Source organism: Micromonospora sp. DT227 (assembly GCF_049841835.1).
Lineage (GTDB): Bacteria > Actinomycetota > Actinomycetes > Mycobacteriales > Micromonosporaceae > Micromonospora.
In genome coordinates, this window is the sequence record NZ_JBNCLA010000012.1 from 110,232 (window position 1) to 134,019 (window position 23,788).

The following is a 23,788-nucleotide window of genomic DNA, read 5'->3' on the forward strand; positions in this document are numbered from 1 at the left end:
CCGGGGTCAGGCTGGCGGCCTGGCGGTCAGGCGGTCGTCGTGCAGGAGAGGATCCCGGGCACCGGGTTGGTCCCGCTCGACGAGCCGGTGAAGCCGAACGAGGTGCTGGCCCCCGGGGCGAGCGCGCCGTTGTAGGCCGCGTTGCGTGCGGTGACAAGCGTTCCGCTCGTGGTGACCGTGGCGTTCCACGCCGAGGTGACCTGCTGGCCGTTCTGGTAGTTCCAGCTCACCGACCAGCCGCGGATCGCACCGCCGCCGTTGGTGACCTTCACCTCGGCCTGGAAGCCGCCGCCCCACTGACCGGTGACCTGGTAGGTCGCGGTGCAGCCCCCGGCCGGGTTCGGCGTCGTCGGTCCACCGGTGGGGGTGGCGGTCGGCGACGTGGTCGGGCTGGTCGTCGGCGACGCGGTCGGCGAGGTGGTGGGGGAGGCGGTCGGCGACGGGCCGCTGCCGCCGAAGTCGACGTCGCTGCACAGGTAGTAGGACTGGTCCAGGTGGCTGGCCTGCCAGATGGTGTAGACGATGTGCCGGCCGGTCCGGCCCGGCGCGTTCGCCGGCACCTGGATCGACACGCCCGACGTCTCGGGCGTCCACTGGCTGGCCGGGGTGTTGCCGATCTGGCCGACCTGCTCCAGGTCGCTCCAGCGCAGCGGCGAGGTCAGCGCGTTGAAGCCCTGCTTGGTCACGTACACCCGGATGTAGTCGGCGCCGTGGCTGGCCTGGTCGTACAGCTTGATCCGGAAGTTGTTGGAGATCGGCGTGGTCTTCCAGGCGCCGACCGTGTCGAGCGCGTTGTAGCGGCCGCTGGAGGTGCGCCCTCCGCTGCACAGCTGGCCGTCCGGGATGGCGCCCTGGTGGTTGCCGGCGACGCCCTCACGGAACAGGCCGTTCCAGTTCCACATGGCGGCCGGGTCGGCCTGCCAGGCCTGCCAGCACATCGGGTCCTGGGTGGCCATCGCCGGGTTCTGGAAGTCGCTGCCCCAGCGCTGCCAGCAGCCGTAGTTGCGCGAGGCCGGGTCGACCACCGATCCGTGCGCCGAGGCCGGGCCGGAGAACGCGGTGGTGAGCAGCGCCGCGACGACCGCGCAGACGCCGAGGATCGCCGCGCCGAGCGGTATGCGGCGACGGTACGGAGTGGACATGGGAAGCCTCCGGGGGTGGGGTGTCGGTGCACGACGCCCGGACTGTGGGGAGTTGCCCTCTCCCGCGTGGCGGCTCGACCCGCACGCTGCCACAGAAAACGATACACGTCAATTAGTTGGGATTCCGGCGCATCGGGGTGTGCGGGATGCCGTCCTCGACGTAACCGGGCCCGCTGACCGTGAAGCCGTGGCCGGCGTAGAGACCCACCAGGTGCGTCTGCGCCTCCAGCACGCACGGCCGTTCACCCACCACGGCCAGCGCCTCGGTCAGCAGCGCGCCGGCCAGGCCCGCGCCCCGGGCCGCCGGCGCCACCACCACCCGGCCGATCCGCGCCACGCCGTCGGGGTCGGCCAGGATCCGCAGGTACGCCGCGACGGCGCCGTCGCGGGCCAGCCAGAGATGGCGCGTGCCGGGCTCGACGTCCCGACCGTCCAGCTCCGGGTACGCGCAGGACTGCTCCACCACGAACACGTCGATGCGCAGCCGGAGCAGGTCGTGGAACGTACGGGTGTCCAGCTCGGCGAAGCCGGCCTGGTGGAACTCGACGGACATGCCGCCAGGTTAGGCCGCGGTCCGCCGGTGATCCACGCCGGTCCGACCCGCCGGGCCGGCGGTCAGCGCGCCGCCGCCCGCAGGTCGGCTCCGGTGGCGACGGCGGCCCGGTCGAACCAGGTCGCGGTGGCGGCGGTCGAGCGCGTCCACACCCCCACGCACTGGGTCACCCGCCCCCGGTGCAGACAGCCGTAGCGGTGCGGGAAACGGGTGCCGTCGGGCAGCGTCATGGTGGCGGCGACCGCGCGGCCCGACACGCCCACCCCGGCGGGCAGGTCGACGGCGGAGTGCCCGGCGGTCACCTGCCCGTCCTCCTCGTCCCGGTCGCACGCCGCCAGCACCTCGAAGATCCGGCGTACGGCGTCGGCGGCCACCGTCGCGTCCGGGTAGACCACGGTCTCCTGGGCCAGCTCGACGAACTCCTCCGGCGGAGCGCCCTTCGGTGTGCCGAAGACCCGGGTGGAGGCCACCAGCCTGCGGTCGAGCAGCGGCAGCGGCCGGCCGCAGGCGATCCCGTCCGAGTCGAGCCGCTCGCTGGCGTGCTCGGGCTTCTCGGCCAGGCCGGCGAGGCTGCCGGTGGCGGCATGCCGGTCCCGCAGCGCGAGAGCGACGCCGCCGTCGGTGGGCGCCGGTGCGGCGAGAGCCGGTGCGGCGTCGGCCGGCCCGCTCGGAGCGGGAGTCGGGGCGGAGGTCGGGGCGCAGCCGGCCAGCGTGGCGAGGATCGCCGTCGCGGCGATCATCCGTCGGTTCACCGGAGGATGCTAGCCGTCGATGAACGCGGGCCGCCGCACCGGACAGCCGGCAGTGTGGGCGGGCTGGCCGGCCGGTCGCGTGGCCGTGGCGTTAGCGGTAGCCGTGCCGCCCGGTCGTGCAGGTCGCGGGGTGGCTGTTTCGGCGCGAGCCGGCCCGCCGGCGTGGCGGACGCCCGGCTCCCGGGTCGGGCCGTCCGGTCAGGCGGGACGGGCGCCGACCGCGTCGCGGATCTCGGCGCCCTGGTCGCCCTCGACCGCGCGGGCGCAGTGGGCGCAGCAGAAGAAGCGGCCGGAGACCTCGACGCCGTGTCCGACGATCTTGATCTGACAGTGTTCGCAGATCGGTGCCATCTTGTGCACCGCGCACTCGAAGCAGTCGAACGTGTGCCGGGCCCCGTCGACCGTGCGCACCTCGAACGCCATCCAGTAGTCGTTGCCGCAGACCTCACAGGCAGCCATACGAAACCCCCCGAAAACGGACTTGTGATCCCAGGGTCGGGCAACGGACGTGCCGGAGCGACCGGAACGGCGAACCCGGGCCGGCCCCGACGGCGTGTCGCTGCCGGCGTGTCGCGCGTTGACCCGGGTGGACGGCGAGAATCAGGAGGAACCGCGCCGGGACGGCACCCGGACCGTGACCGTACGGCTCGGCCCGGGTGAGTACCGCTTCCGCTACCTCGCCACCGGCGGCGTGTGGCTGGACGACGAGAGCGCCGACCGGGTCGACGAGGCCGGCAGACTGCTGCGCCTGTAGGGCCGCGCGGTCAGCCGCCGCTCGGCTCCAGCCGTACCGAGATCGAGTTGACGCAGTGCCGGGTGTCCTTAGGGGTGAAGCCCTCGCCCTCGAAGACGTGCCCCAGGTGGCTGTCGCAGCGCGCGCAGCGGATCTCCACCCGCCGCATGCCGAGCGTGTTGTCCGGGATCTCCTTGACCGCGCCGGGAATGGCGTCGTCGAAGCTGGGCCAGCCGCAGTGCGAATCGAACTTGTCGTCGCTGCGGAACAACTCGGCCCCGCAGGCCCGGCAGTGGTAGACGCCAGGGGTCTTGGTGTCGACGTACTCACCGGTCCAGGGCGCCTCGGTGCCGGCCTCGCGGAGCACCCGGAACTCCGCCGGGCTCAACCGGACCCGCCACTCGTCCTCGGTGCGGGGCAGTTCATTGTCGGAAAGACTCACCGCTCCACGGTACGTCGGCTGTCGGTGGCATCGCATATGGTCGCCTGATGGCGGGCAGCAGAAGCGCGGTCGAGGAGATCGAGGTCGCCGGCCGGGCCGTGCGGCTGAGCAGCCCGGGTCGGGTGATCTTCCCGCAGCACGGCTTCACCAAGGCGGACGTCTTCCACTACTACCTGGCGGTGGGCGAGGGCATCACCCGGGCCCTGCGGGACCGGCCCACCACCCTGCAACGCTTCCCCGAGGGCATCGAGGGGGAGATGTTCTTCCAGAAGCGGGTGCCCGCCCGTGGCGTACCCCCGTGGGTCCGCACCGCGGAGATCAGCTTCCCCAGCGGCCGGACGGCTCAGGAGCTGTGCCCGGCCGACCTGGCCCACGTGGCCTGGGCGGCGCAGATGGGCACCGTGGTGTTCCATCCCTGGCCGGTGCGGGCCGCCGACACCGACCGTCCCGACGAGCTGCGCATCGACCTCGACCCGCAGCCCGGCACCGACTTCGCCGACGCGGCGACCGCCGCCGGTGAGCTGCGCGGGGTGCTGGACGAGCTGGGCGTGCCGGGCTGGCCGAAGACCTCCGGCGGCCGGGGCGTGCACGTCTACCTGCGCATCCAGCCGCGCTGGACGTTCGTCGAGGTGCGCCGGGCCACCATCGCGCTGGCCCGGGAGCTGGAACGGCGCCGGCCCGAGCTGGTCACCACCGCCTGGTGGAAGGAGGAGCGGGGCCGCCGGGTCTTCGTCGACTTCAACCAGATGGCGCGGGACCGCACCATCGCGTGCGCGTACTCACTGCGGGCCAACGGGCGGGCCACCGTCTCCACCCCGGTCGACTGGGACGAGCTGCCCGAGGTCGACCCGGACGACTTCCACCTGGGCACGGTGCCGGCCCGGTTCGCCGAGCGGGGCGACCCGCACGCCGGCATCGACGACGCCCCGTGGGACATCACGCCGCTGCTGGAGTGGGCCGAGCGGGACGCCGCCGACGGTCTCGGTGACCTGCCGTACCCGCCGGAATACCCGAAGATGCCCGGCGAGCCGAAGCGGGTCCAGCCCTCCAAGGACCGGGACCGCCCGAAACCGTCCTGACCACCCCGTCCCTGCCCCGCATTCAGAGGAGCGCCCGGACGGACCTCCGGATGTGGTTCGGGCGGCGGTAGAGATCGGTGGCGGTGTAGATCCGGATACGCCAGCCCTGCTCGGCCAGCCAGTTCAGCCGGGAGCGGTCGTGGTGCAGGCGGTCGGGGTCGAGGTGGGAGCGGCCGTCGTACTCCACGCCGACGCGCTGCCGGCGGTAACCCAGGTCGAGCCGGTACACCGGCACGCCCTCCTCGTCCGGCACCCAGAGCTGCGGCTCCGGCGCGGGCAGCCCGGCGTCGATCAGCAGCAGGCGTAGCTGGCTCTCCTGCCGGCACTCCGCACGCGGATCGGCCAACTCGGCCAGCCGGCCGGCCTGGCGTACCCCGCGCAGCCCGGCGTGCCGGGTCACCTCCGCCAACAGGTCCGCCCGGCGGCACGCGCCCACCCGTAGGCACAGGTCCAGCACCGGGAGGGCGTCCGGCCGACGGAGCACCCGGGCCAGGTCGACGGCGCAGCGGGCGGCCGGTGCGCACGGCACCCCGGCGACCTCCACCGCGTCCCTGACCGGCAGGACGGTCTGATGAACGGCCACGCCCCGGATGCGCGGCACCGGGCCACCGGCCGGAACGACCACGTGCACCTTGTCGCCGGACACGGCACCGAAGCGGTGCAGCCGGGCACCGGTGTGGAACCCCGCCACGGCGTCGGGCGGCAACCGGCGGAAGAGCGCCCGCAGCCGGCCCGTCTCGTCGTCCGCGCGTCCGTAGACACCTCTCGACAGCCGGCCCAGACGCCCCGCCTCCACGCGGTGTCGCACCGCCCCGCGGCTCACCCCGCCGGCCCGCAACTCCTCGTACCGCCACACCCCGCCACCCTCCCGCGCCTCCCGTCCCCCCGTCCGCCCCTGTGGACAACCCCGCCCCCCGCCTCGTCGATCTAGCAGTTGTGGCACCTCACAAAAGCCGCATGAAGCGCATTCCATGGCACCACAACTCCAAGATCGACGAGGCGGGGTGGGGGCGGGGGTGGGCGGGGGTGGGGGTGGGGGTGGGGTAACGATCATGTAACGGGTGCGAACCTTTTCGTGGGGGTGGCGGGTCTTCCTGGTCATCGGCTCACCCGGGCCAGGGAAGGACGTCGGATGAAGCTGGTGTGGAGGCGGGCGGTCGAGGCCCGTGGGCTGCTGCTCGCCGCCGCGGTCGCGGCGCTCGTCGCGGTCGGGCTGGTCACCGGGCTCTCCGACTACAACCGGCGGGCGGTCGAGGCGGGCGCCCGGGCGGTGCTCGACGCCGCCCCGCCCGAGGAGCGCAGCCTGCTGGTCAGCGGCTCCGGCGGCGCCGACGCGGCGGCGTTCGCGGAGCGGGACCGTGCGGTCCGGGCGCAGTTCGCCGGCCGGTTGGGCGGGGTCCCGGTCACCGTGGCCGCCGCCCGCTACGGCACCGGGCGGGAGCTGACCGGCGACGTGGGCGCCGCCCGCACCGACGACGACCCGATGTTCGCCAACCTCGCCACCCTTGACGACCTGCCGGCGCGTGCCGAGTTGACCGCCGGGACGTGGCCCACGCCCGGCGCCGCGCCGTTGCAGGTGACCGTGCCGGAGAAGGTGGCCGCGCGGCTCGGCCTGGTGGTCGGGGAGCGGGTGCCGCTGTTCGACCGGGCGGCGGAACGGCCCGGCGCGGTGACTGTCGTCGGCACGTGGCGGCCCCGCGACGCGGCCGACGCGTACTGGCGGCTCGCCCCGGGCGTCGGCGACAGCCAGGGCGACGCGGCGAGCACCTCGTACGGGCCGTTCGCGCTGGATCCGGCGGACTTCGCGCGTACCTTCCCGGGCTCGGTCTCGGCGGCCTGGCTGGCCGTCCCGGTCCTGACCGGCGTGGAGCCGGGCCGGCTGCCCGCCGTCACCGCCGCGCTGGCCGACGTCACCGGGCGGCTGCCCGCGGCCACCGGCCTGGGTTCCTCCGCGCAGCAGGTCAGCCACCTGGACCGGCTGGTGGACCGGCTCGGCCGGGCCGACCTGGTGGGCCGGTCCGCCCTGCTCACCCCGCTGCTGCTGATCGTGGTGCTCGGCGGGTACGCGCTGGTGCTGGTCGCCGCGCTGCTCAACGAGGACCGGCGGGCCCAGACCGCGCTGCTGCGGGCCCGGGGCGCCGCGCGTGGCCAGCTCGCCGGGCTCGCCGTACGCGAGGCGACGCTCGTGGTGGCGCCGGCCGTGCTGCTGGCCCCGGTGCTGACCGGGCAGGCGGTCCGGCACCTCGGCGCGGACCTGGGGCTGGCCGACGGCGGCGCGGCCCGGGTCTGGCTGGTGGCGCTCGCCGCCGCGGTCGGTTGCCTGCTCGCCATGGTGGTGCCGGCCCTGCGCCGGGCCGGCACCTACGTCGCCGACATGGCCGCCCGCTCCCGGCCGAGTCGGGGTGCGGCCGTGCAACGCGCCAGCGTCGACGTGGCCCTGGTGGCGCTGGCCGTGCTCGCCTGGACCCAGCTGCGGCAGTATTCCTCGCCGCTGGCCGGCGCGAACGGCAGCCTCGGCATCGACCCGCTGCTCGCCGCCGCGCCCACCATCGGTGTGCTGGCCGGCGCCGTGATCGCGCTGCGGCTGCTGCCGCCGGCCACCCGGCTCGCCGAACGGCTCGTCGACCGGCGACCGTGGAACGCGACCATGTTCGGCATGTGGCAGGCGGGCCGCCGCCCGCACGCCGGGCCGGTGCTGCTGCTCGCGCTCGCCGTCGGCGGCAGCACGCTGGCCTGGTCGCTGGTGGCCTCCTGGGAGCGGTCGCAGCGGGACCAGGCCTGGCACACGGTCGGCACCGACCTGCGGTTGACCGAACGCGACGGCACCGCCCCCGACGGCCGGGCCGCCGCGCTGGCCGCCGCCCCCGGGCTGGACCGGGTGCTGCCGGCCTGGCGGGACGACATCCGGGTCGGTCGGGAGGCCCGCCCGGCCACCGCGGTCGCGTTGGACGCCGCCGCCGCGCGCGGGATGCTCCGGCTCGACGACGCCGACGGCGGGGCGTCCACCGCCGCGCTGCTGGACCGGCTGGCGGGCGGCCGGGGCACGCCCGCCGGGACCCTCCTGCCGGCGGCGGCGCGCACGCTGTCCGGGACCGTCAGCACCCCGGTCGACACCGGGTACACGCCGCCCACGGTGGCCGTGACCGCGCTGTTCACCACCGACGCCGGTGCCGCCTGGCGGGTGCGGCTGGCCGAGGCCGACGGCGACGGCCGGCCGGTGCGCTTCTCCGTCGCGCTGCCCGACACCGGTGGCGTGCCGCTGCGGCTGGTCGGCTTCGAGGCCGACGGCGGCGACGTGGTCGGCCGCTCCTACCGGCTGCTGGTGGCGGGGCTGCGGCTCACCGACGCCGGGGGCGTCGCGCTGCCGCTGCCACGCACCGGCGCCTGGCAGGTGGTCGATCCGGCGAGCGGGCCGCAGGGCGGCGCGCAGACCACCCCGACCACCGTGGACGCCACCCGGAGCTTCCGGGTGCCCGACGGGCTCCTCCAGTACGCGGGCACGCCGCCGTCCCGTTTCGCGGTGGTGCCCCGCTCCGACGCCCCGCCGGTGCCGGTGCTGATCACCCCGGGCGTGGCGGCGGCGCTGAGCGTACGCACCGGTGACTCGCTCAAGCTGTCGCTGGCCGAGGTGACACTGGACGTCACAGTGGTCGGTCAGGTCGCCGCGATCCCCGGCACCGAGGGCGACGGGGTGCTCCTCGACCTGCCCGCCGCCGCCGGCCAGATGCTCCAGCAGCGCGGCGGCGTACGGTCGGTGGCCGAGTGGTGGCTGCGGACCGGGCCGGGCGGGCACACCGCCGCCGCGCGGGCGCTCACCGGGGCCGACGGAACCGTCCTGCACGACCGGCGACAGGTGGCCGAGGAGGCCGCCCGGGACCCGTACTGGCGGGGGGCCCGCACCGGGCTGCTCGCCGCCGCGCTCGGGTCGGTGCTGCTGGCCCTGGTCGGCCTGGCCGTGGACGGGTGGGCCACCACCCGACGCCGGCTCACCGAGTTCGCCGTGTTCACCACGCTCGGCGCGACCAGCCGGTTGCTGGCCCGCGCGTACCTGGCCGAGCAGACGTTTCTGGCCGCGATCGGGGTCGGCGTCGGGCTGCTGGTCGGAGCCGTGGTGGCGGCGACCATGGTGCCGCTGGTGATCCTCACCCCGGCGGCCGGCCGGCCGGTGCCCGAGGCGGTCTTCACGGTGCCCTGGCCGCCGGTCGGGCTGACCGCCGCCGGGCTGCTGCTCGCCGCGCTCGCGTTCGCCGCCGTCGTCACCACCGGCATCCGCCAGCGGATCGCCGCCGTGCAGCTCCGGATCGGGGGAGACCAATGAGGCTGCCAGGCGCCGCCGGGCGGGTCCGGGCGTTCGGGGGGCAGTTCCTGCTGCTCGCCGTGCTGACCGCGGTGACCGCGCTGCTGATCACCGGCGTGCCGCGGGTCGCCGACCGGCTCACCGGCCAGGGGCTCACCGAGTACGTGGCCGGGCAGCCGCCGGCCCGGCGCGACGTCACGTACGCCACCGCGCCGACCACGTTCACGACCGGCGGCCAGGTCGCCACGCAGGCGACCCAGCTCGCCGCGATCGAGGACCGGATGCCCGACGCGGTCCGGGACGTCATCGGGCAACGCTGGTACGTCGCGCAGGCCGTGCCGGGTCGGCTGCGCGGCCCGACGCTCTCCACCGACAAGGGGCTGATCGACCTCGTCCTGCGCGGCGGCACCGGGCTGCGCGAGGCGGCCACGCTGACCGGCGGGCGGTGGCCGGAACGCGGCGTCACCGAGGCCGGCGCGATCGAGGTGGCACTCGCGGAAGCGGTGGCCACCGGACTGGGCGTCAGGCCCGGCGACCGGTTCCGCCTGTCGCTGCTCGACCCGAGCGGCGCCCCGCTCGAGTCCCGCCCGATCGAACTGGTCGGCGTGTGGCGGCCGAACGACCCGGACGACGGGGTCTGGGACGCGCTGCCGTCGATGCTGCGGCTCACCCCGCCCGAGGGCGACGGCGACCCGTTCGTGGCGGTCGCCTACACGGCCGACGCCGGGGTGGATGCCGCCGCCGCGGTCGGATGGCCGGTGAGCTTCGGTTGGCGGTACCGGATCGCCCCGGACCGGCTCGCCGCCGGCCGGCTCGACGCGCTGATCGCCGGCATCGACGGGCTGGAGCGGACCCGGCCCGCCTCGGTCACGCTGACCCAGGGCGTGGACGTGCCGCTGCGCCGCTTCGCCGCCTCGCTCGCCGCCGCCCGTACGCTGCTGGCGGTCATCGCCGCCGGCCTGCTCGCCACGCTGGCCGGGCTCGCCCTGCTGGCCGCCCGGCTCGCCGCGCGTCGCCGCCGCGCCGAGTTCCACCTGATCCGGGCCCGCGGCGGCTCGACCGGCGCCGTGCTGCGTCGCGGCCTGGCCGAGTCCGCCCTGGTGCTGCCGGCGGCGGCCGGGATCGGCTGGCTGCTCGCCGGCCTGTTGCCCGGCACCGGCGCGTCGGCGTGGTGGGTGCTGGTCGCCGCGGTGCTGGCCACCCTGCTTCCGCCGCTGGCGGCGCTCGCGGTGGGCCGTCGGGTCGCCGGCCGCGCCGACCTCGGTGGCCGGTCGCCGGCGCTGCGGCTGACCGTCGAGGTGGCGGTGCTCGGGGTCGCCGTCCTCGGGGCGTTCCTGCTGCGTCGGCGGGGGCTCACACCGGGCTCGGTGGATCCGCTGCTGGTCTCCGTGCCGGTGCTGCTGGCGGTGGCCGCGGCGTTGCTGGCGCTGCGCGCGTACCCGTGGCCGTTGCGGCTGCTCAGCCGCGTGACGGCGCGGGCGCGCGGCAGCGTCGCGTTCCTCGGCACCGCCCGCGCCGGCCGGGCCGCCAGCACCGGACCGCTGGTCGTGGTGGTGCTGGCGGTCGCCACCGCCGCGTTCTGCGGGGTGGTGGCCACCGGCATCGAGGCCGGCCGGGACACCGCCGCCGCCCGCGCCGTCCCCGGCGACCTGCTTGTCGACGGCGAGCGGTTCGCGCCGGACACCGCCGGTGAGTTGGCCGCGCTGCCCGGCGTCCGCGCGGTGGCCCCGCTGCTGGCGGTGCGGGCCCAGCGCCCGTACGTCGACCGGGCCGGCCGGCCGGCCCCGATCCGGGAGCTGCGGGTGCTGATGGTCGACGGTGACCGGTTCGCCGAGGTGGCCCGACGCGCCGGCGTACCCGTGCGCGTGCCCGGCCCGCTGCTCGGCGGCGGTGACGGCAGCGCCCCGCTGCCGGCGCTGGTGTCCCCGACGGTCGCCGCGGAGCTGGCCGACGCCGGGCTCGCGGACGCCGAGGGGCGCCGTCCCGCCTGGCTGGACGTGCAGGGCAACCGGCTGCCGTTGCGCGTCGCCGCCACCGTCGACGGGTTCGCGCTCGTCGACCGCGAGGCGACCCGGTTCGTGGTGCTGCCCTGGCCGCGCCTGCCGGCGGACGCCGCGCACCCGCTCGCCCCCACCGGCTTCGTGCTGGCCGGGCCCGGCGCGGACCGGGCCGAGGTGAACCGGGTGGCGGCCGAGGGGCAGCGCCGCTACCTGCGGATCGGAACGGTGGAGAACGGGGACCGGGCCCGCCCGCCGCAGGTGACCAGCCGCGCCGACGTCCGCGCCGAGCTGGGCGGCAGCGGCGTGAACGGGCTGCTGGTGTTCGGGTTCGTGCTCGGCGCCGGCGGCGGCGCGGTGCTGGGCCTGCTCGGGCTCGCGTTCGCGGTGCTCGCCGGCGCCCGGTCCCGGGGGCAGGTGCTGTCCCGGCTGCGCACCATGGGCCTGTCCCGACGGCAGTGGCGCGGCCTGTTGCTGGTCGAGCTGACGCCGCTGGTGCTGGTGTCGGTGCTCACCGGGGCGGTGGTCGGCGCGCTGCTGCCGCTGCTGCTCACCCCGGTGCTCGGACTGCCCGCGTTCACCGGCGGGGTGACCGTGCGTCCGGCGTTCGAACCCGGCCTGGTGGCCGGGGTGTCCGCCCTGGCCCTGCTGGCCCTCGGCTTCGCGATCACCGTGGAGGCCGTGAACAACCGCCGGATGCGCCTCGGCGAGGTGCTGCGGCTCGGAGAGGAGAGCTGAGATGACCGCGACCGCCTCCGGCTCGGCGCGTCCGGCGCCGCGCCACGATCCCGGACCGCCGACGGCCGTGCCGGACCTGGCCGCCCTGCAACAGCGCGCCGCGGAGCGCGCCGCCGAACGGGCCGGCGGACGGGACCGGCTGCGCGGGCACATCGTCTGCGACGGGCTGGTGCGCATCTTCAAGACCGAGGGCGTCGAGGTGGTCGCACTCCAGGGTCTCGACCTGGTCATCGACCGCGGCGAGTTGGTTGCGATCGTGGGCGCCTCCGGTTCCGGCAAGTCCACCCTGCTCAACATCCTGTCCGGGTTGGACACCCCGACCGCCGGTATCGCCCGGGTCGCCGAGTACGACCTGCTCGCCCTGTCGAACCGGAAGCGGCTGGCGTACCGGCGGGAGATGGTCGGCTTCATCTGGCAGCAGACCGGCCGCAACCTGCTGCCGTACCTGACCGCGGTGGAGAACGTGGAGTTGCCGATGCGGCTGGCCCGGCGATCCGGCGGCCGGCGGGGCCGGCGGGAGCGGGCCCGCCGGCTGCTCGACCTGGTCGGGGTCGGCTACTGCGCGGACCGCCGGCCGGGTCAGATGAGCGGCGGCGAGCAGCAGCGGTGCGCGGTGGCCGTGGCGGTGGCCAACGACCCGGAGATCCTCTTCGCCGACGAGCCGACCGGCGAGCTGGACGAGGCCACCGGCGCGGAGGTCTTCGCCGCGCTGCGCACCATCAACGCCGAGCTGGGGGTGACCATCGTGGTGGTCACCCACGACCACGCCGTGTCCGGCCAGGTCCGCCGGACCGTCGCCATCCGCGACGGCCGGACCGCCTCCGAGGTACGCCGGACCGCGCGGGTCACCGCCGACGGCGGCACCGAGCTGGTCAGCGAGGAGTACGCGGTGCTCGACCGGACCGGCCGGATGCAGTTGCCGGCGCCGTTCGTGGAGGCGCTGGCCCTGCGCGACCGGGTCCGGCTGGACCTGGAACCCGACCACGTCGAGGTCCGCCCCGGCGACCGGACGTACGCCGAGGAGAACGAGCGATGACCGATCGGGCTGTGGTGCTGCCGGCGACGCCGGTCGAGGACGTGGTGCGGGTCGAGGGGGTGAGCCGTACGTTCGGCCGGGGGGAGCACGCCGTGCACGCCGTACGGGACGTCTCGCTCACCGCCGGCCGGGGGGAGCTGGTCGCCGTACGCGGCCGGTCCGGGGCCGGCAAGACCACGCTGCTGAACCTGATCGGTGGGCTGGACCGGCCGGACGCCGGCCGGATCGAGGTGGCCGGGCACGACGTGACGTCGGCGGGGGAGCGGGAACTGCTGGCGCTGCGCCGGGGCACCGTCGGTTTCGTCTTCCAGACGTTCGGTCTGGTGCCGATCCTGTCCGCGGCGGAGAACGTCGGGGTGCCGCTGCGGCTGGCGAAGGTGCCGGCGGCGGAGCGGGAGCAGCGGGTGGCGGTGCTGCTGGAACTGGTCGGGCTGGGCGCGCACGCGGCGCAGCGCCCGTACGAGTTGTCCGGCGGCCAGCAGCAGCGGGTGGCGGTGGCCCGGGCGTTGGCGAACGAGCCGGACCTGCTCATCGCCGACGAGCCGACCGGTCAGCTCGACTCCGAGACCGGCCGCTCGATCATGGACCTGATCCGGGCCGTGGTGCACGCCCGAGGCATGACCGCGCTTGTCGCCACGCACGATCCGGCGCTGATCGAGCTGGCCGACCGAACCCTGGTCCTGCGCGACGGCCACCTGCTCACCGACTGACCCGCGCCGTTCGCCCGACGCCCTCGCCCTCTGTCGCGCGCCAGGTTCACGGAAAGCGTGGTCATTCGGGCCCGGATGGCCACGCTTTCCGTGAATCAGGGCGCGAAGGTGCCGGGGGTGGGGTGGGGTGGGGTGGGCGCGGGTGTGCGGCGGCGGTGGTAGGCCCAGGTGACGGCCAGCAGGAGCGGGCCCCAGAGCACCAGCGGGGCGTAGCAGCCGACCAGGAGCGCGAAGCCACCTGTCGGCAACCCCAGGTCGTTGCCGTGCACCAGCGCGCCCCACATCGCGTACCCCCAGATCAGGGTGAGCGCGACGGCGCCGGCGGTGGCGGCGGTGACCGCGAACGGCGGCGGCACCCGCCGGTTACCGAGCCACGGGAGCCGGCGGGGGAACACCTCGCCCCACGGGCGGACCAGGCCCAGCGCGAGCAGCGCCAACCCCTCCGAGACGAGGCTGAGCGCGACGATGTAGACGCTCTCGCCGAACCCGGGCCGGATCGGGACGCCGGCCACCACGGCGCCGATCGGCAGACCGGCCACCAGCGCGATCCGCCACAACCCGGACGGGAGCACGACGAGCGGGATCAGGTGGGCGGCGCGGACCGCCCACCGTGGTGGCGGCCGGCCGTCGTGGGGGTGGACGGCAGGCGGGGACAGCGTGTCGGCGGGCATCGGGCCTCCTCGGCGGTGGATGCCCCCAGCCTGGTCGGCGGTCGGGCGTGCGGCCTCCCCCGCCGGCGGGAGCCGGGACCCCCTACAGGGCCAGCTTCATCCCCTCGTGGCTGGCCACGAAGCCCAGGTCGCGATAGAAGCGGTGGGCGTCGGCGCGTTGCTTGTCGGTGGTGAGCTGCACCAGCGCGCAGCCCCGCTCGCGGGCCCGGTCGATCGCCCAGCGCATCATCGTCCGGCCCAACCCCCGGCCGCGCCGGTCGGCGCGGACCCGCACGGCTTCGATCAGCGCACGCTCCGCGCCGTGCCGTCCCAACCCCGGGATGTACGTGAGCTGGAAGCAGCCGACCAGCTCACCGCCATCGTCGGCGACGATCAGGTGGTTGCGCGGGTCGGCGTCCAGATCGGCGAACGCCCGCTCGTACGCCGCGTCGACCTCGGGCCGGTCGCGGGTACGGCCCAGCACGTCGTCGGCGAGCAGGGCCAGCACGTCGGGCAGGTCGGCGCGGACCGCCTCCCGGAAGATCACCTCGGTCATCCGACCAGCCTGGCACAACGGCGGGTGGCGATGGCCGGGCAGCATGGCGCCATGGACCTTCTGCTGCTGCCGTTCCGCTGGATCTACCGAGGGCTGGTCTGGTTCGCCAACTCGCCCCGGACGCTTATCACCTCGTACCTGTTGATGATCGTGGTGGCCGGCGTGCTCTACAGCCAGGCCGAGCAGAAGGGCGCCGCCGACTCGGTGTGGTGGGCGGTGGTGACCGCGTCCACGGTCGGGTACGGCGACATCTCCCCGACCACGTTCGCCGGCCGGTTCCTCGCCGCGTTGCTCATCTCCACCATGGTGCTGCTGGTGATCCCGCTGATCACCGCGCACTTCGCCAGCCGGCTGATCGTCGACGACGACGCCTTCGAGCACGCCGAGCAGGAGGAGTTGAAGGCCGACGTCCGGCGGCTGCGGGCGCTGGTGGAGGAGATGGCCGCCCGGCAGGGCGTCGTGCTGCCCGAACCGCCCCGCCCGACGCCCGAGACCGGGCCCGGCGGGCCCCGGGTCCGGCGCCGCCGCCGGTGAGGCCCACGGGTCAGCACCCGTCCAGCCAGCTCCGCAGCGCCCACCACCAGTGCACGGTCTCCGGCACCGTGCACCGGGCGCCCTCCTCGACCGGCGGCCCGCCGGTCACCTCCCGGAGCCGGCGCAGCCGGTACCGCACCGTGTTCGGGTGCACGTGCAACGCCGCCGCGGTCTGGTCCAGCCGCTGGCCGTGATCCAGCCAGGCGAGCGCCGTGGCCGCAAGTTCCCGGTGGAACTCGTCGGCCGGGTCGAGCGCGCCGAGCAACGCGCCCCGCAGCAGCTCGGCCAGCGCCGGCTGGGCGGCCAGCGCGGTCTCCCCGGCCAGGTCCGTCACCCGACGCAGGCCGCGCAGCCGGCGACGGGTCGCGGTGCGCAGCGCCGCCAGGCAGAGCGCGTACATGGTCGGGGCCCGCTCCAGCGGTTGCGCGGGCGCCACCAGCGCCAGCAGGCCGGCCGGGGCGGCGTCGGGCAGCCGGGGGAGCAGGCCGGCCAGCCGGTCCTCGACGGTGCCGACCAGACCCCCGTGCCGGGTGAGCTGCCGGTGCAGGGTGTGCGACCGCACCGGGTCGGGATGCGCGGTGACCAGGCAGTGGTAGCGCCCGTCCGGCCGTAACCCGAACCGGGCCAGCTCGGCCGGGGCCGCGCCGGCCGGACCGTCGAGCAGCAGCCGGCGCAGCAGCCGCGCCCGGACCGTCGCGCCGGTGCCGGCCAGTTCCCGCTCGGCGGCGCGGTGCCCGTCCACCACCGCCCGCTCCACCGCGGCGGCGTACCGGCCGATGACGAGCAGCCCCTCCAGCAGCACCTCATCCGGGATGCCGGCGGCTCGGCCGTGCCGGACCACCAGCTCCACCGCCCGGTCCCGGCCGGCCTGCACGCCGCGCAGCAGGCCGGCGACGGAGATGCCCTGCGCCGCCCGGTCGGCGCCCAGCCGGCGGGCCTCGGTGAAGTCCCGCCCGGCCGGGTCCTCGTGCCGTTCCAGCGCGCCGAGCCCGCTGGTCAGCAGCAGGACCACCTGCCGGCGGACCTCGCCGGCCGGCAGGCGGGCCACCTCCGGGGAGTCGGCGCGGGCGGCCCGCGCGACCTCCTCCACGGCGGCCGCGTCGCCGGCCAGGTCGCGCAGCAGCGCGCCGAACGTGGGGGCGTCTCCGGTCCGGGTCATCGGTGCCCGCTTCCCGTTGTCGTCGCGGCACAACCGGACCGGTCGGGCGTTGGCGTCCGGTTCCTAGCCGCCGTGGCCGGCCGGTTGCTCTCCTGGTTGTTACCGCAAGGTAACACCGATCGAGCCACCGAGAAACGTCGATGTCCCACCGGCTGTCAGGAGACGTCCATGACCCCCGTGCCACCCCGCCCGTCCCGATCCCGCCGCCGCGCCGGCCTCGCCGCGCTGGCCGCGCTCGCGCTCGCCCTGCCCACGCCGCTGGCCGCCCCGCCCACGCCCGCCGCCGCGGCCGTCGCGCTCCAGGAGGTGATGTTCGTCGGCAACAACTGGGACGGCACCGCCGACGTCATCCGCTCCCGCGGCGACTACGCGAAGCTCGGCCGGATCAATGTGATCCCGGACCGGGAGGCACGGCTGCGCGAGATCTACCTCAACCCGATCAAGCTGGCCTACTTCCTCGGCATCCGGCAGGGGCCGGGGGAGGGGCACGACCAGTTCGTCGACGACATGTACACCACGCCGGACGGCACCGCGCTCGTCGCGTCCCGGCCCAGCTTCGCCGACGTGGTCTCGATCGACCTGGCCACCGGCGCGATCCGCTGGCGGTTCCCGGTCTCCGGCTACCGCGCCGACCACATGGCCGTGTCGCCGGACGGCACCCGGGTCGCGGTCTCCGCCTCCACCTCGAACACGGTGCACGTGCTGGACATCCGCACCGGAGCGCAGCTCGGCTCGTTCGGCACCGGCGACAAGCCGCACGAGAACATCTTCACCCGCGACAATCGACTGTGGAACATGTCGATCGGCGAGGTCAACACCGACCTGGACGCGCCCTGGCTCGACTGGACCAAGGGCGACCGCCGGATCACCGTCGCCGACGCCACCACCTACCAGGTGGTCAAGGTGATCGACATGCGGGAGCGGCTGGACGCCGCCGGCCGCCGCGACCTCTCCGACGCGGTCCGCCCGGCGGTGTTCACCCCGGACGGCAGCCGGCTCTACTTCCAGGTGTCCTTCTTCAACGGCCTGGTCGAGTACGACGTGGCCGCCGACCGGATCACCCGGGTCGCCACGCTGCCGAAGAACCCGGCCACCAGCGAGGACCGCACCACCTGGGTGAACGACTCCCGGCACCACGGGCTGTCGGTCAGCCCGGACGGCTCGCGGCTCTGCGTCGCCGGCACCATGGACGACTACGCGACGGTGGTGGACCGGGCCACGCTGCTGCCGGGGACGCTGGTGCCGGCCAGCAAGCCGTACTGGGCCACGGTCAGCGGGGACGGCCGGGACTGCGTGATCTCCGAATCCGGTGCCGACCAGGTCACCGCCATCAACTTCGCCACCGGGCAGAAGGTGGCCAGTGTCGCGGTCGGCGACCACCCGCAGCGGGTCCGCATCGGGCACCTGCCGGCCGGCTGGACGCCCCCGCCCGCCGGCTGACCGGCCGCCGCACCCTCACCGGGCGGGGCAGCGCAGCCCCTCCCGGGGGACGGTGAGCGAGATCAGGTACGCGTCGACGGCCGCGTTCACGCACGCGGTCTGCGGGTACGCGGTGTGCCCCTCGCCCTCCCAGGTGAGCACCCGGCCGACGCCCAGCATCGAGGCCAGCGCCCCGGTCTGCTCGTACGGCGTGGCCGGGTCGCCGGTGGTGCCGACCACCAGGATCGGCGGCGCGCCGACCGCCCGCCCGGTCGGGTACGGGTCCCGCGCGCCCGGCCACTCCACGCAGCCGAGCATCCCCACCGCCAACGCCGGGCCGAACAGCGGGTATTTCTGCCGCCACTGCGACTGCAACGACCGGACCTGCTCCCGGGTCGGCTTCTCGGTCTCGTCGGCGCAGTTCACCGCCAGGTTGGCGTCGAACAGGTTGGAGTAGCGCCCGTCGTCCTCGCGACCGGCGTACGCGTCGGCGAGCTTGAACACGCCCGCCGGGTCACCGCCCTGAAGGTCGTCGATCGCGCGGGCCAGCTCCTGCCAGCCCTGCTCGGTGTAGAGCGACGAGATCACCGCGTAGAAGACCCAGCCGGCGGTGGCCTCCCGGCCGCCCGCGCCGCGGACCGGGGAGACGTTGGCCTTGTCGATGGCGGCGGTGACCGCGCCGCGGGCGTCCGGCGCGATCGGGCAGCGGCCGGCGTTCGCCGCGCACCACGCGGAGAAGTTGTCGAACGCCCGCTCGAAGCCCTTGGCCTGGCTCTCCGAGCCGGCGACGAGCTGCTGCCGGGGGTCGACCGCGCCGTCGAGCACCAGCGCGCGCACCCGCTGCGGGTAGAGCTGGGCGTAGGTCGCGCCGAGCAGCGTGCCGTAGGAGTAGCCGAGGTAGCTCAACTTCTCGTCGCCGACCGCCGCGCGCACCGCGTCCATGTCCCGCGCGGCCTGCTCGGTGCCGTAGAGCGGGAGCTGGTCGCCGTACTTCGCACCGCACCGCTGACCGATGCGGCGGTTGAGGTCGACGAAGCCGTCGAACGACGCCTGGCTCTCCGGGTCGGGGTCGTAGCCGAAACTGGCGTCCAGGTCGGCGTCCGGAATGCACTCCACCGGGCTGGACCGGGCCACCCCGCGCGGGTCGAAGCCGACGATGTCGAACCGTTCGGTGACCGCCGTGGGCAGCCCGCCGAACGCCGGGCCGAAGGAGAGGTAGACGGCGGTGTCCACGCCGGACGCCCCGGGGCCGCCCGGATTGACCACCAGCGACCCGATCCGGGCGCGCTGCTTGGTGGAACGGGCCCGGATCAGCGCGATCTCGAACGTCTCGCCGGTGCCCGGCCCGGCCGTCGCGCCCGTGGCCGCCCCGGCGCCCCAGTTGCGGGGCACCGCGATCCGGGTGCACTCGTAGCGCATGTCGGGCGCGCCCCGGCCGACCAGCTCGCCCGGCACCTCGGGGCAGGCCCGCCAGGTGGGCGCGCTGCCCGGCGGCGCCGCCTCGACCGCGCCCCCGCTCTCGGCGCGCGGCGCGAACGCCGGCAGCGTGCAACCGGCGGTGAGCACCAGCGCCGCGACGAACGCGGCCAGCGCGGGCCGGACCCGGCGGGGCCGGTCGGTCAGACGGGTCACGTGGACGCCTTCCATGATCGGGTCGACCGCCAGGCTACGCCCGGCTGCGGGTGTCGCTCACCGTCGCCGCCGGATCGCCGCGCAGCACCTCGTCGACGTCGTAGCGGATCGGGCGGTCGAGCTGGCCGTAGCCGCACGAGCGGGGATCCCGGTCGGGACGCCAGCGGAGGAACCGGGCGGTGTGCCGCAGCCGGTCGCCCTCCATCGCGTCGTAGGCGACCTCGACCACCAGCTCGGGGCGCAACGGCTCCCACTCCAGGTTCTTGCCGCCGGTCCACCGGCTCACCCCACCCGGGATGCGCTGGCCCCGCTCGTGGTCGCCGTGCGCCCACGGGTGCTCGTCGCCGACCTCGCGGTAGGGCTCCAGCTCGTCGAGCAGCTCCTTGCGCCGGGCCATGGTGAACGAGGAGCTGACGCCGATGTGGTGCAGCACCCCGTCGTCGTCGTAGAGCCCGAGCAGCAGCGAGCCGACCACCGGGCCGGACTTGTGCCAGCGGAAGCCGGCCACCACCGCGTCCGCCGTGCGGGCGTGCTTGACCTTGAACATCAACCGCTTGCCCGGCTCGTACGGCAGGTCGGCCGGCTTGACGATGAGCCCGTCCAGGCCGGCGCCCTCGAACACCTCGAACCAGCGCCGGGCCGTCGCCGGGTCGGTGGTCACCTGCGTCACGTGCACCGGCGGCCGGACCCCGGCCAGGGCCTGCTCCAGCCGCTCCCGGCGCTGCGGGTAGGGCTTGTCGGTGAGCAGCTCGTCGTCGAGCGCCAGCAGGTCGAACGCGACGAAGTCGGCGGGCGTGGTCTCGGCCAGCATGGTCACCCGGGACTTGGCCGGATGGATCCGCTGGGCCAGCAGCTCGAAGTCGAGCCGCGGCTGCCCGTCGGGACCGTCCCGGCGGATCACGATCAGCTCGCCGTCGATCGCGCACCGGCGCGGGAGCTGGCGGCGTGCCTGCTCGACCACCTCCGGGAAGTAGCGGGTCATCGACTTGCCGCCGCGACTGGCCAGCTCGACCTCGTCGCCGTCGCGGAAGACGATGCAGCGGAAGCCGTCCCACTTCGGCTCGTAGGTCAGGCCGGGATCGGTGGGCAGTTCGGCCAGGCTCTTGGCGAGCATCGGCTCGACCGGCGGGTTGATCGGCAGGTCCACGGCGACCAGTCAACCAGACCCCGCCGACACCCGTGAGCCATCTCACCGCCGCCCCGGGTGCGGCGTGTCCCGCCGCGCGCCCTTCGTCACCCGCGACCGGATGGCGAAACCGCAGGTCAGAGCTACCGTCGCGGCGTGCCGGAGTGGAGCTGCGGATGCTGCGGTCGCTGGCGGGTCAGCGTGGAACTGGTCCGGGGGCGGTACCGCTACCGCCTCGTGCACCGCTACCCGGCGGAGCACGGCGGCGGCGCGAACGTCGTCGGCGAGGTGGGCTCCGTGGCCGAGCTGGAGCGTCTGCTCCGGCGGTACGCGCCGGTCGGCCTGGCCGACCTCCACGAGGCCGCCTGACCTGCCTGAACCGGCCCTCAGCCGGCGCTGACCTTCTCCAGCACCGCCAACCGGTTGCCGTTCTCGTCCGGCCGGTGCGCCACCACCCGGTAACCGCGCCGGGCGTACAGGCTCAGGTTGTCCGCGCTCCGCGCGCCGGTGAACAACGCGAACCGCGTCACCCGGCCGGCGCAGGCGTGCTCCACCGCGGCCAGCAGCCGCCCGCCGATGCCGCGTCCCTGCTGGTCCGGGGCGACCGCGAGGCGGCCGACGTGGGCGGTGTCGCCGTCGAGGCGGGCCCGCACCGAGCCGACCAGGCGGGTCCCGCGCCGGGCGGCGAGCACCACGACCGGGCCGGCCAGCGCCGCCCGGACCTCGTCCAGCGTCTCGGTCAGCGGGGGCAGGAACACGTCCCGGTACCGCTGCGCCTCCACCAGGTACGCGGCACGTTGCACGGTGAGGATCTCACCGGCGTCCGCGACGACGGCGGGGGCGATTGTCACGTCGTCGGTCACCGGGTCAGCTCACCACATCCGCCCCGGGCGGACGTACCCTGGCGCTTGTCCCCGCGCGAGGAGGTGGCCGACGTGCCCGAGTTGACGTACCCCGAGGTGGGCGCGACCCGCGACGGCGGCCGGCCGGCCGGCTACCACCACCTGCGCCACCGGGTCCGGCTGCCGGACGGCGCGTTCCCGCTCGCGGCGGACGCGGTGCTCGGCTGGCGGCTGCACCGCGCCGCCGGCGTGGTGATGCGCGCCGACGCGCCGCGCGCCGCGCCCGGGGTGCGGGTCACGCCGGGGCTGGGCGTCGGGCCGGCGCGGATCTGGGGGCCGACCGAGGTGGTCTGGGCCGTGGACGAGCCGGACCGGGCCGGCTTCGGCTACGGCACGCTGCCCGGGCACCCGGAGATCGGCGAGGAGGCGTTCCTGGTCACCCGCGGCGCGGACGGGACCTGGTTCGAGGTGACCGCGTTCAGCCGGCCGGCCCACTGGTACGTGCGTGCCGCCGGGCCGGTCACCCGGGGCTTCCAGCTCGGGTACGCGTGGTGGCTGGGGCGGACGCTGCGTCGGCTCTGCGCCGGCGGGTGACCGCTCAGTAGCGGGCGAACGAGCGGATCGGGGCGCGCGGGCCGTACTTCGGCGCCTGCACGCCGGCGGCCTCCAGCAGCACGCACACCCGCCCCCGGTGGCCCCGGAACGGCTCCAGCAGCGCCAGCATCCGGGCGTCGTCGCCGCGCGGTTCGCCGGCCAGCGCCCAGGCCACCGTGTTCGGCACGTGGTAGTCGCCGACGCTGACCGCGTCCGGGTCCCCGTACGCGATCCGGACCACCTCGGCGGCGGTCCACGGCCCGATGCCGGGGATCGCGGTGAGCCGGCGGGTCGCCTCGGCGGCGTCCGCGCAGCGTTCCAGCCGGTCCGCGACGGCGGCGGCGCGGCGCAGCGTGTCGGCCCGCCGCTGCTCCACCCCGAACGGGTGGAACACCCAGTACGGCGTGGCGGCCACCGCGTCCGGCGTCGGCGGCAGCAGCAGCGGTTGCAGCGGCCCCGGCGCCGGCTCGCGGAAGTGCCGCACGGTCGCCGCGTACGCCCGGTAGGCCTCCTTGCCGGTGACCTTCTGCTCGAAGACGGCCCGCAGCAGCCGGGGGAACACCTGGCCGGTGGCCGGCATCCGCAACCCGTGGTGCTGGTGGGCCAGCCGGGCCACCAGCGGGTGCGTGGCGGCCAGCGCGGCGAAGCCGGTCAGGTCGTCGGCCAGCCCGGACACCCGGTCGGCGCGGTCGACCACCCACGCCGCGCCCGGGCCGTATCCCTCGGCGACCAGCTCGCCGGCCTCGGGGCGCAGCGCCAGCGTGGCCGGACCGGCCGGGGTGCGGGTGGCCCACCAGAAGCTGCCGGCGGCGATCCGCGCGCACGGGTCGTACGGGCTGAAGGTCAACGCCCGCACCGAGGCGGCCAGCCGGTAGCCGGCCGGGGGGCGCAGCGTACGGCGGGCGGCGGGCGAGGTCACCCCGCCACTCTGCCACGCGGCTCCGCCGTGACGACGGACACCGCCGCGCACCCTCGGGCGCGCGGCGGTGGGGTCGGTGCCGGGAGGCGGGGCGATGCCGGTACGCCCCGCCTCCCGGGTCCACGACGGTGACCGGCCGCGCCCTCCCCGGCGGCGGCCGGTCACCGTGTCCGGTGCGGTCAGTACGAGTAGTCCGAGCCGCCGCCCGAGTCGCCGGAGCCACCCGACGCCGGCGGGGCGACCGCCTTCGGGGTGCCGGTCGGCAGGCAGGTCAGGTTCTTCTTGCCGTTCGGGTCCACGACGAACCAGGTGCCGCCGACGCCCTGGCCCTTCCACTGGCCCGGCTTCTTGTCCCCGATGTAGCGGTAGACCGGCCAGTCCCCGATGGTGATCTGCCGGGTGCCGTCCTGGCGGGTGACGGTGCCGACCTTGTCGTCGGAGACGCCCTGGAGCTGCGGGTTGCCGTCGGTCAGCGCCGGCGGCCAGACCTCGGCGCACTTGTCCACGCAGTTGGACTGCGCCGGGTTCGACGAGTCCTTGTCGAACCGGTACAGCACCCAGCCGTCCTGGTCGGTGACGACCTTGCCCATCCGGGGCAGCTTCTTGCCGACCAGCTCGTCGGTGAGTTTCACGTCCGACGGGGGCGCCTGGTCGGCGGCGGGCGTCTCCGGGGGGGCCGACGCCTCCGGCTCGGCCGCCGCGGTGGGTTCGGCCGCGGCGACGGCGACCGGCTCCGCCGCGCTCGAGTTCGCCCCGTCGTAGCCTGCGGGGGCGCAGGCCGTAAGTGCGACCATCGCGCTCGCGACGATGACGGTCGTCCGCATGTGGTGTGCCACGTGCCCTCCTCGTTCTTGGCAGTTCGCCGGGTAGTACGGGCG

General features: G+C 75.6%; 24 protein-coding genes. 10 read left to right on the plus strand and 14 right to left on the minus strand.

What is annotated here, in order from left to right:
• Positions 1-26: 26 nt before the first annotated feature.
• The 4 genes from ACLQ2W_RS30055 to ACLQ2W_RS30070 form a co-directional block, all read right to left on the minus strand.
• On the minus strand, positions 27-1,142 hold the full coding sequence (locus ACLQ2W_RS30055) for a lytic polysaccharide monooxygenase auxiliary activity family 9 protein (RefSeq protein ID WP_425790751.1): 1,116 nt from the start codon (positions 1,140-1,142) through the stop codon (positions 27-29).
• 112 nt (positions 1,143-1,254) lie between these two features.
• Positions 1,255-1,695, minus strand: a complete 441-nt coding sequence (locus ACLQ2W_RS30060; RefSeq protein ID WP_425790753.1) for a GNAT family N-acetyltransferase — start codon at positions 1,693-1,695, stop codon at positions 1,255-1,257.
• 62 nt (positions 1,696-1,757) lie between these two features.
• Entirely contained in the window at positions 1,758-2,447 is a 690-nt protein-coding gene (locus tag ACLQ2W_RS30065) for a hypothetical protein (protein WP_425790755.1), read from the minus strand.
• Positions 2,448-2,645: 198 nt separating this feature from the next.
• Positions 2,646-2,906, minus strand: a complete 261-nt coding sequence (locus ACLQ2W_RS30070; protein ID WP_107159255.1) for a Prokaryotic metallothionein — start codon at positions 2,904-2,906, stop codon at positions 2,646-2,648.
• A 94-nt stretch (positions 2,907-3,000) separates the two neighbouring features.
• On the opposite strand from ACLQ2W_RS30070, the gene ACLQ2W_RS30075 reads away from it, so the two are divergent.
• A complete protein-coding gene (locus ACLQ2W_RS30075) occupies positions 3,001-3,201 on the plus strand; it encodes a hypothetical protein (RefSeq protein ID WP_425790845.1) in 201 nt (66 codons plus the stop codon).
• A 10-nt stretch (positions 3,202-3,211) separates the two neighbouring features.
• Here ACLQ2W_RS30075 and msrB read toward each other — a convergent pair whose 3' ends face one another.
• A complete protein-coding gene (msrB, locus tag ACLQ2W_RS30080; RefSeq protein ID WP_107159259.1) occupies positions 3,212-3,622 on the minus strand; it encodes a peptide-methionine (R)-S-oxide reductase MsrB in 411 nt (136 codons plus the stop codon).
• Positions 3,623-3,669: 47 nt separating this feature from the next.
• On the opposite strand from msrB, the gene ligD reads away from it, so the two are divergent.
• Positions 3,670-4,701 carry a non-homologous end-joining DNA ligase gene (ligD, locus tag ACLQ2W_RS30085; RefSeq protein WP_405093042.1) on the plus strand — a complete coding sequence of 344 codons (1,032 nt, stop codon included), beginning with the start codon at positions 3,670-3,672 and terminating at the stop codon, positions 4,699-4,701.
• A gap of 22 nt (positions 4,702-4,723) precedes the next feature.
• On the opposite strand, the gene ACLQ2W_RS30090 is transcribed toward ligD, so the two are convergent.
• Positions 4,724-5,557 (minus strand): hypothetical protein, encoded by an 834-nt coding sequence (locus ACLQ2W_RS30090; RefSeq protein WP_425790758.1) that lies wholly within the window; start codon positions 5,555-5,557, stop codon positions 4,724-4,726.
• A gap of 276 nt (positions 5,558-5,833) precedes the next feature.
• Between ACLQ2W_RS30090 and ACLQ2W_RS30095 the strand changes: the two genes are divergently transcribed.
• From ACLQ2W_RS30095 to ACLQ2W_RS30110, 4 genes are read left to right on the plus strand one after another with little or no spacing between them, the layout of a single operon-like run.
• The gene (locus ACLQ2W_RS30095; protein ID WP_425790760.1) at positions 5,834-9,019 is read left to right on the plus strand and encodes an FtsX-like permease family protein; all 3,186 of its coding nucleotides are present in this window, start codon (positions 5,834-5,836) and stop codon (positions 9,017-9,019) included.
• Positions 9,016-11,733 (plus strand): FtsX-like permease family protein, encoded by a 2,718-nt coding sequence (locus ACLQ2W_RS30100; protein ID WP_425790762.1) that lies wholly within the window; start codon positions 9,016-9,018, stop codon positions 11,731-11,733. Before ACLQ2W_RS30095 ends, ACLQ2W_RS30100 begins: the two co-directional genes overlap by 4 nt.
• A 1-nt stretch (position 11,734) precedes the next feature.
• Complete coding sequence (locus ACLQ2W_RS30105; RefSeq protein ID WP_425790764.1) at positions 11,735-12,769, plus strand: ABC transporter ATP-binding protein; 1,035 nt, start codon at positions 11,735-11,737, stop codon at positions 12,767-12,769.
• Positions 12,766-13,479: an ABC transporter ATP-binding protein gene (locus ACLQ2W_RS30110; RefSeq protein WP_425790766.1), complete on the plus strand. Its 714-nt coding sequence runs from the start codon at positions 12,766-12,768 to the stop codon at positions 13,477-13,479. Before ACLQ2W_RS30105 ends, ACLQ2W_RS30110 begins: the two co-directional genes overlap by 4 nt.
• 95 nt (positions 13,480-13,574) lie before the next feature.
• On the opposite strand, the gene ACLQ2W_RS30115 is transcribed toward ACLQ2W_RS30110, so the two are convergent.
• Positions 13,575-14,150 carry a hypothetical protein gene (locus tag ACLQ2W_RS30115; RefSeq protein ID WP_425790768.1) on the minus strand — a complete coding sequence of 192 codons (576 nt, stop codon included), beginning with the start codon at positions 14,148-14,150 and terminating at the stop codon, positions 13,575-13,577.
• Positions 14,151-14,232: 82 nt separating this feature from the next.
• A complete protein-coding gene (locus tag ACLQ2W_RS30120) occupies positions 14,233-14,685 on the minus strand; it encodes a GNAT family N-acetyltransferase (protein WP_107162214.1) in 453 nt (150 codons plus the stop codon).
• Positions 14,686-14,736: 51 nt separating this feature from the next.
• On the opposite strand from ACLQ2W_RS30120, the gene ACLQ2W_RS30125 reads away from it, so the two are divergent.
• Entirely contained in the window at positions 14,737-15,219 is a 483-nt protein-coding gene (locus ACLQ2W_RS30125) for a potassium channel family protein (RefSeq protein WP_396859869.1), read from the plus strand.
• A gap of 10 nt (positions 15,220-15,229) precedes the next feature.
• Here ACLQ2W_RS30125 and ACLQ2W_RS30130 read toward each other — a convergent pair whose 3' ends face one another.
• On the minus strand, positions 15,230-16,378 hold the full coding sequence (locus ACLQ2W_RS30130; RefSeq protein WP_425790770.1) for a helix-turn-helix domain-containing protein: 1,149 nt from the start codon (positions 16,376-16,378) through the stop codon (positions 15,230-15,232).
• Positions 16,379-16,546: 168 nt separating this feature from the next.
• On the opposite strand from ACLQ2W_RS30130, the gene ACLQ2W_RS30135 reads away from it, so the two are divergent.
• The gene (locus ACLQ2W_RS30135; RefSeq protein ID WP_425790772.1) at positions 16,547-17,818 is read left to right on the plus strand and encodes a YncE family protein; all 1,272 of its coding nucleotides are present in this window, start codon (positions 16,547-16,549) and stop codon (positions 17,816-17,818) included.
• A 15-nt stretch (positions 17,819-17,833) separates the two neighbouring features.
• Here the strand turns inward: ACLQ2W_RS30135 and ACLQ2W_RS30140 are convergent, their stop codons facing one another.
• Both ACLQ2W_RS30140 and ACLQ2W_RS30145 read right to left on the minus strand, forming a co-directional pair.
• Positions 17,834-19,420: an alpha/beta hydrolase gene (locus tag ACLQ2W_RS30140; protein ID WP_425790847.1), complete on the minus strand. Its 1,587-nt coding sequence runs from the start codon at positions 19,418-19,420 to the stop codon at positions 17,834-17,836.
• Between the two features lie 43 nt (positions 19,421-19,463).
• Positions 19,464-20,576: an ATP-dependent DNA ligase gene (locus tag ACLQ2W_RS30145; protein WP_425790774.1), complete on the minus strand. Its 1,113-nt coding sequence runs from the start codon at positions 20,574-20,576 to the stop codon at positions 19,464-19,466.
• 135 nt (positions 20,577-20,711) lie between these two features.
• Here ACLQ2W_RS30145 and ACLQ2W_RS30150 point away from each other — a divergent pair, with 135 nt between their 5' ends.
• Positions 20,712-20,924 (plus strand): hypothetical protein, encoded by a 213-nt coding sequence (locus ACLQ2W_RS30150; protein WP_425790776.1) that lies wholly within the window; start codon positions 20,712-20,714, stop codon positions 20,922-20,924.
• 17 nt (positions 20,925-20,941) lie between these two features.
• Here ACLQ2W_RS30150 and ACLQ2W_RS30155 read toward each other — a convergent pair whose 3' ends face one another.
• Positions 20,942-21,418, minus strand: a complete 477-nt coding sequence (locus ACLQ2W_RS30155) for a GNAT family N-acetyltransferase (RefSeq protein ID WP_425790777.1) — start codon at positions 21,416-21,418, stop codon at positions 20,942-20,944.
• A 45-nt stretch (positions 21,419-21,463) separates the two neighbouring features.
• On the opposite strand from ACLQ2W_RS30155, the gene ACLQ2W_RS30160 reads away from it, so the two are divergent.
• Entirely contained in the window at positions 21,464-21,991 is a 528-nt protein-coding gene (locus ACLQ2W_RS30160; protein ID WP_425790779.1) for a DUF1990 family protein, read from the plus strand.
• A gap of 4 nt (positions 21,992-21,995) precedes the next feature.
• Here ACLQ2W_RS30160 and ACLQ2W_RS30165 read toward each other — a convergent pair whose 3' ends face one another.
• Both ACLQ2W_RS30165 and ACLQ2W_RS30170 read right to left on the minus strand, forming a co-directional pair.
• Positions 21,996-22,910, minus strand: a complete 915-nt coding sequence (locus ACLQ2W_RS30165; RefSeq protein ID WP_425790781.1) for a DNA-3-methyladenine glycosylase family protein — start codon at positions 22,908-22,910, stop codon at positions 21,996-21,998.
• Between the two features lie 179 nt (positions 22,911-23,089).
• Positions 23,090-23,746, minus strand: a complete 657-nt coding sequence (locus ACLQ2W_RS30170; RefSeq protein ID WP_405093059.1) for a COG4315 family predicted lipoprotein — start codon at positions 23,744-23,746, stop codon at positions 23,090-23,092.
• Between the last annotated feature and the right edge of the window lie 42 nt (positions 23,747-23,788).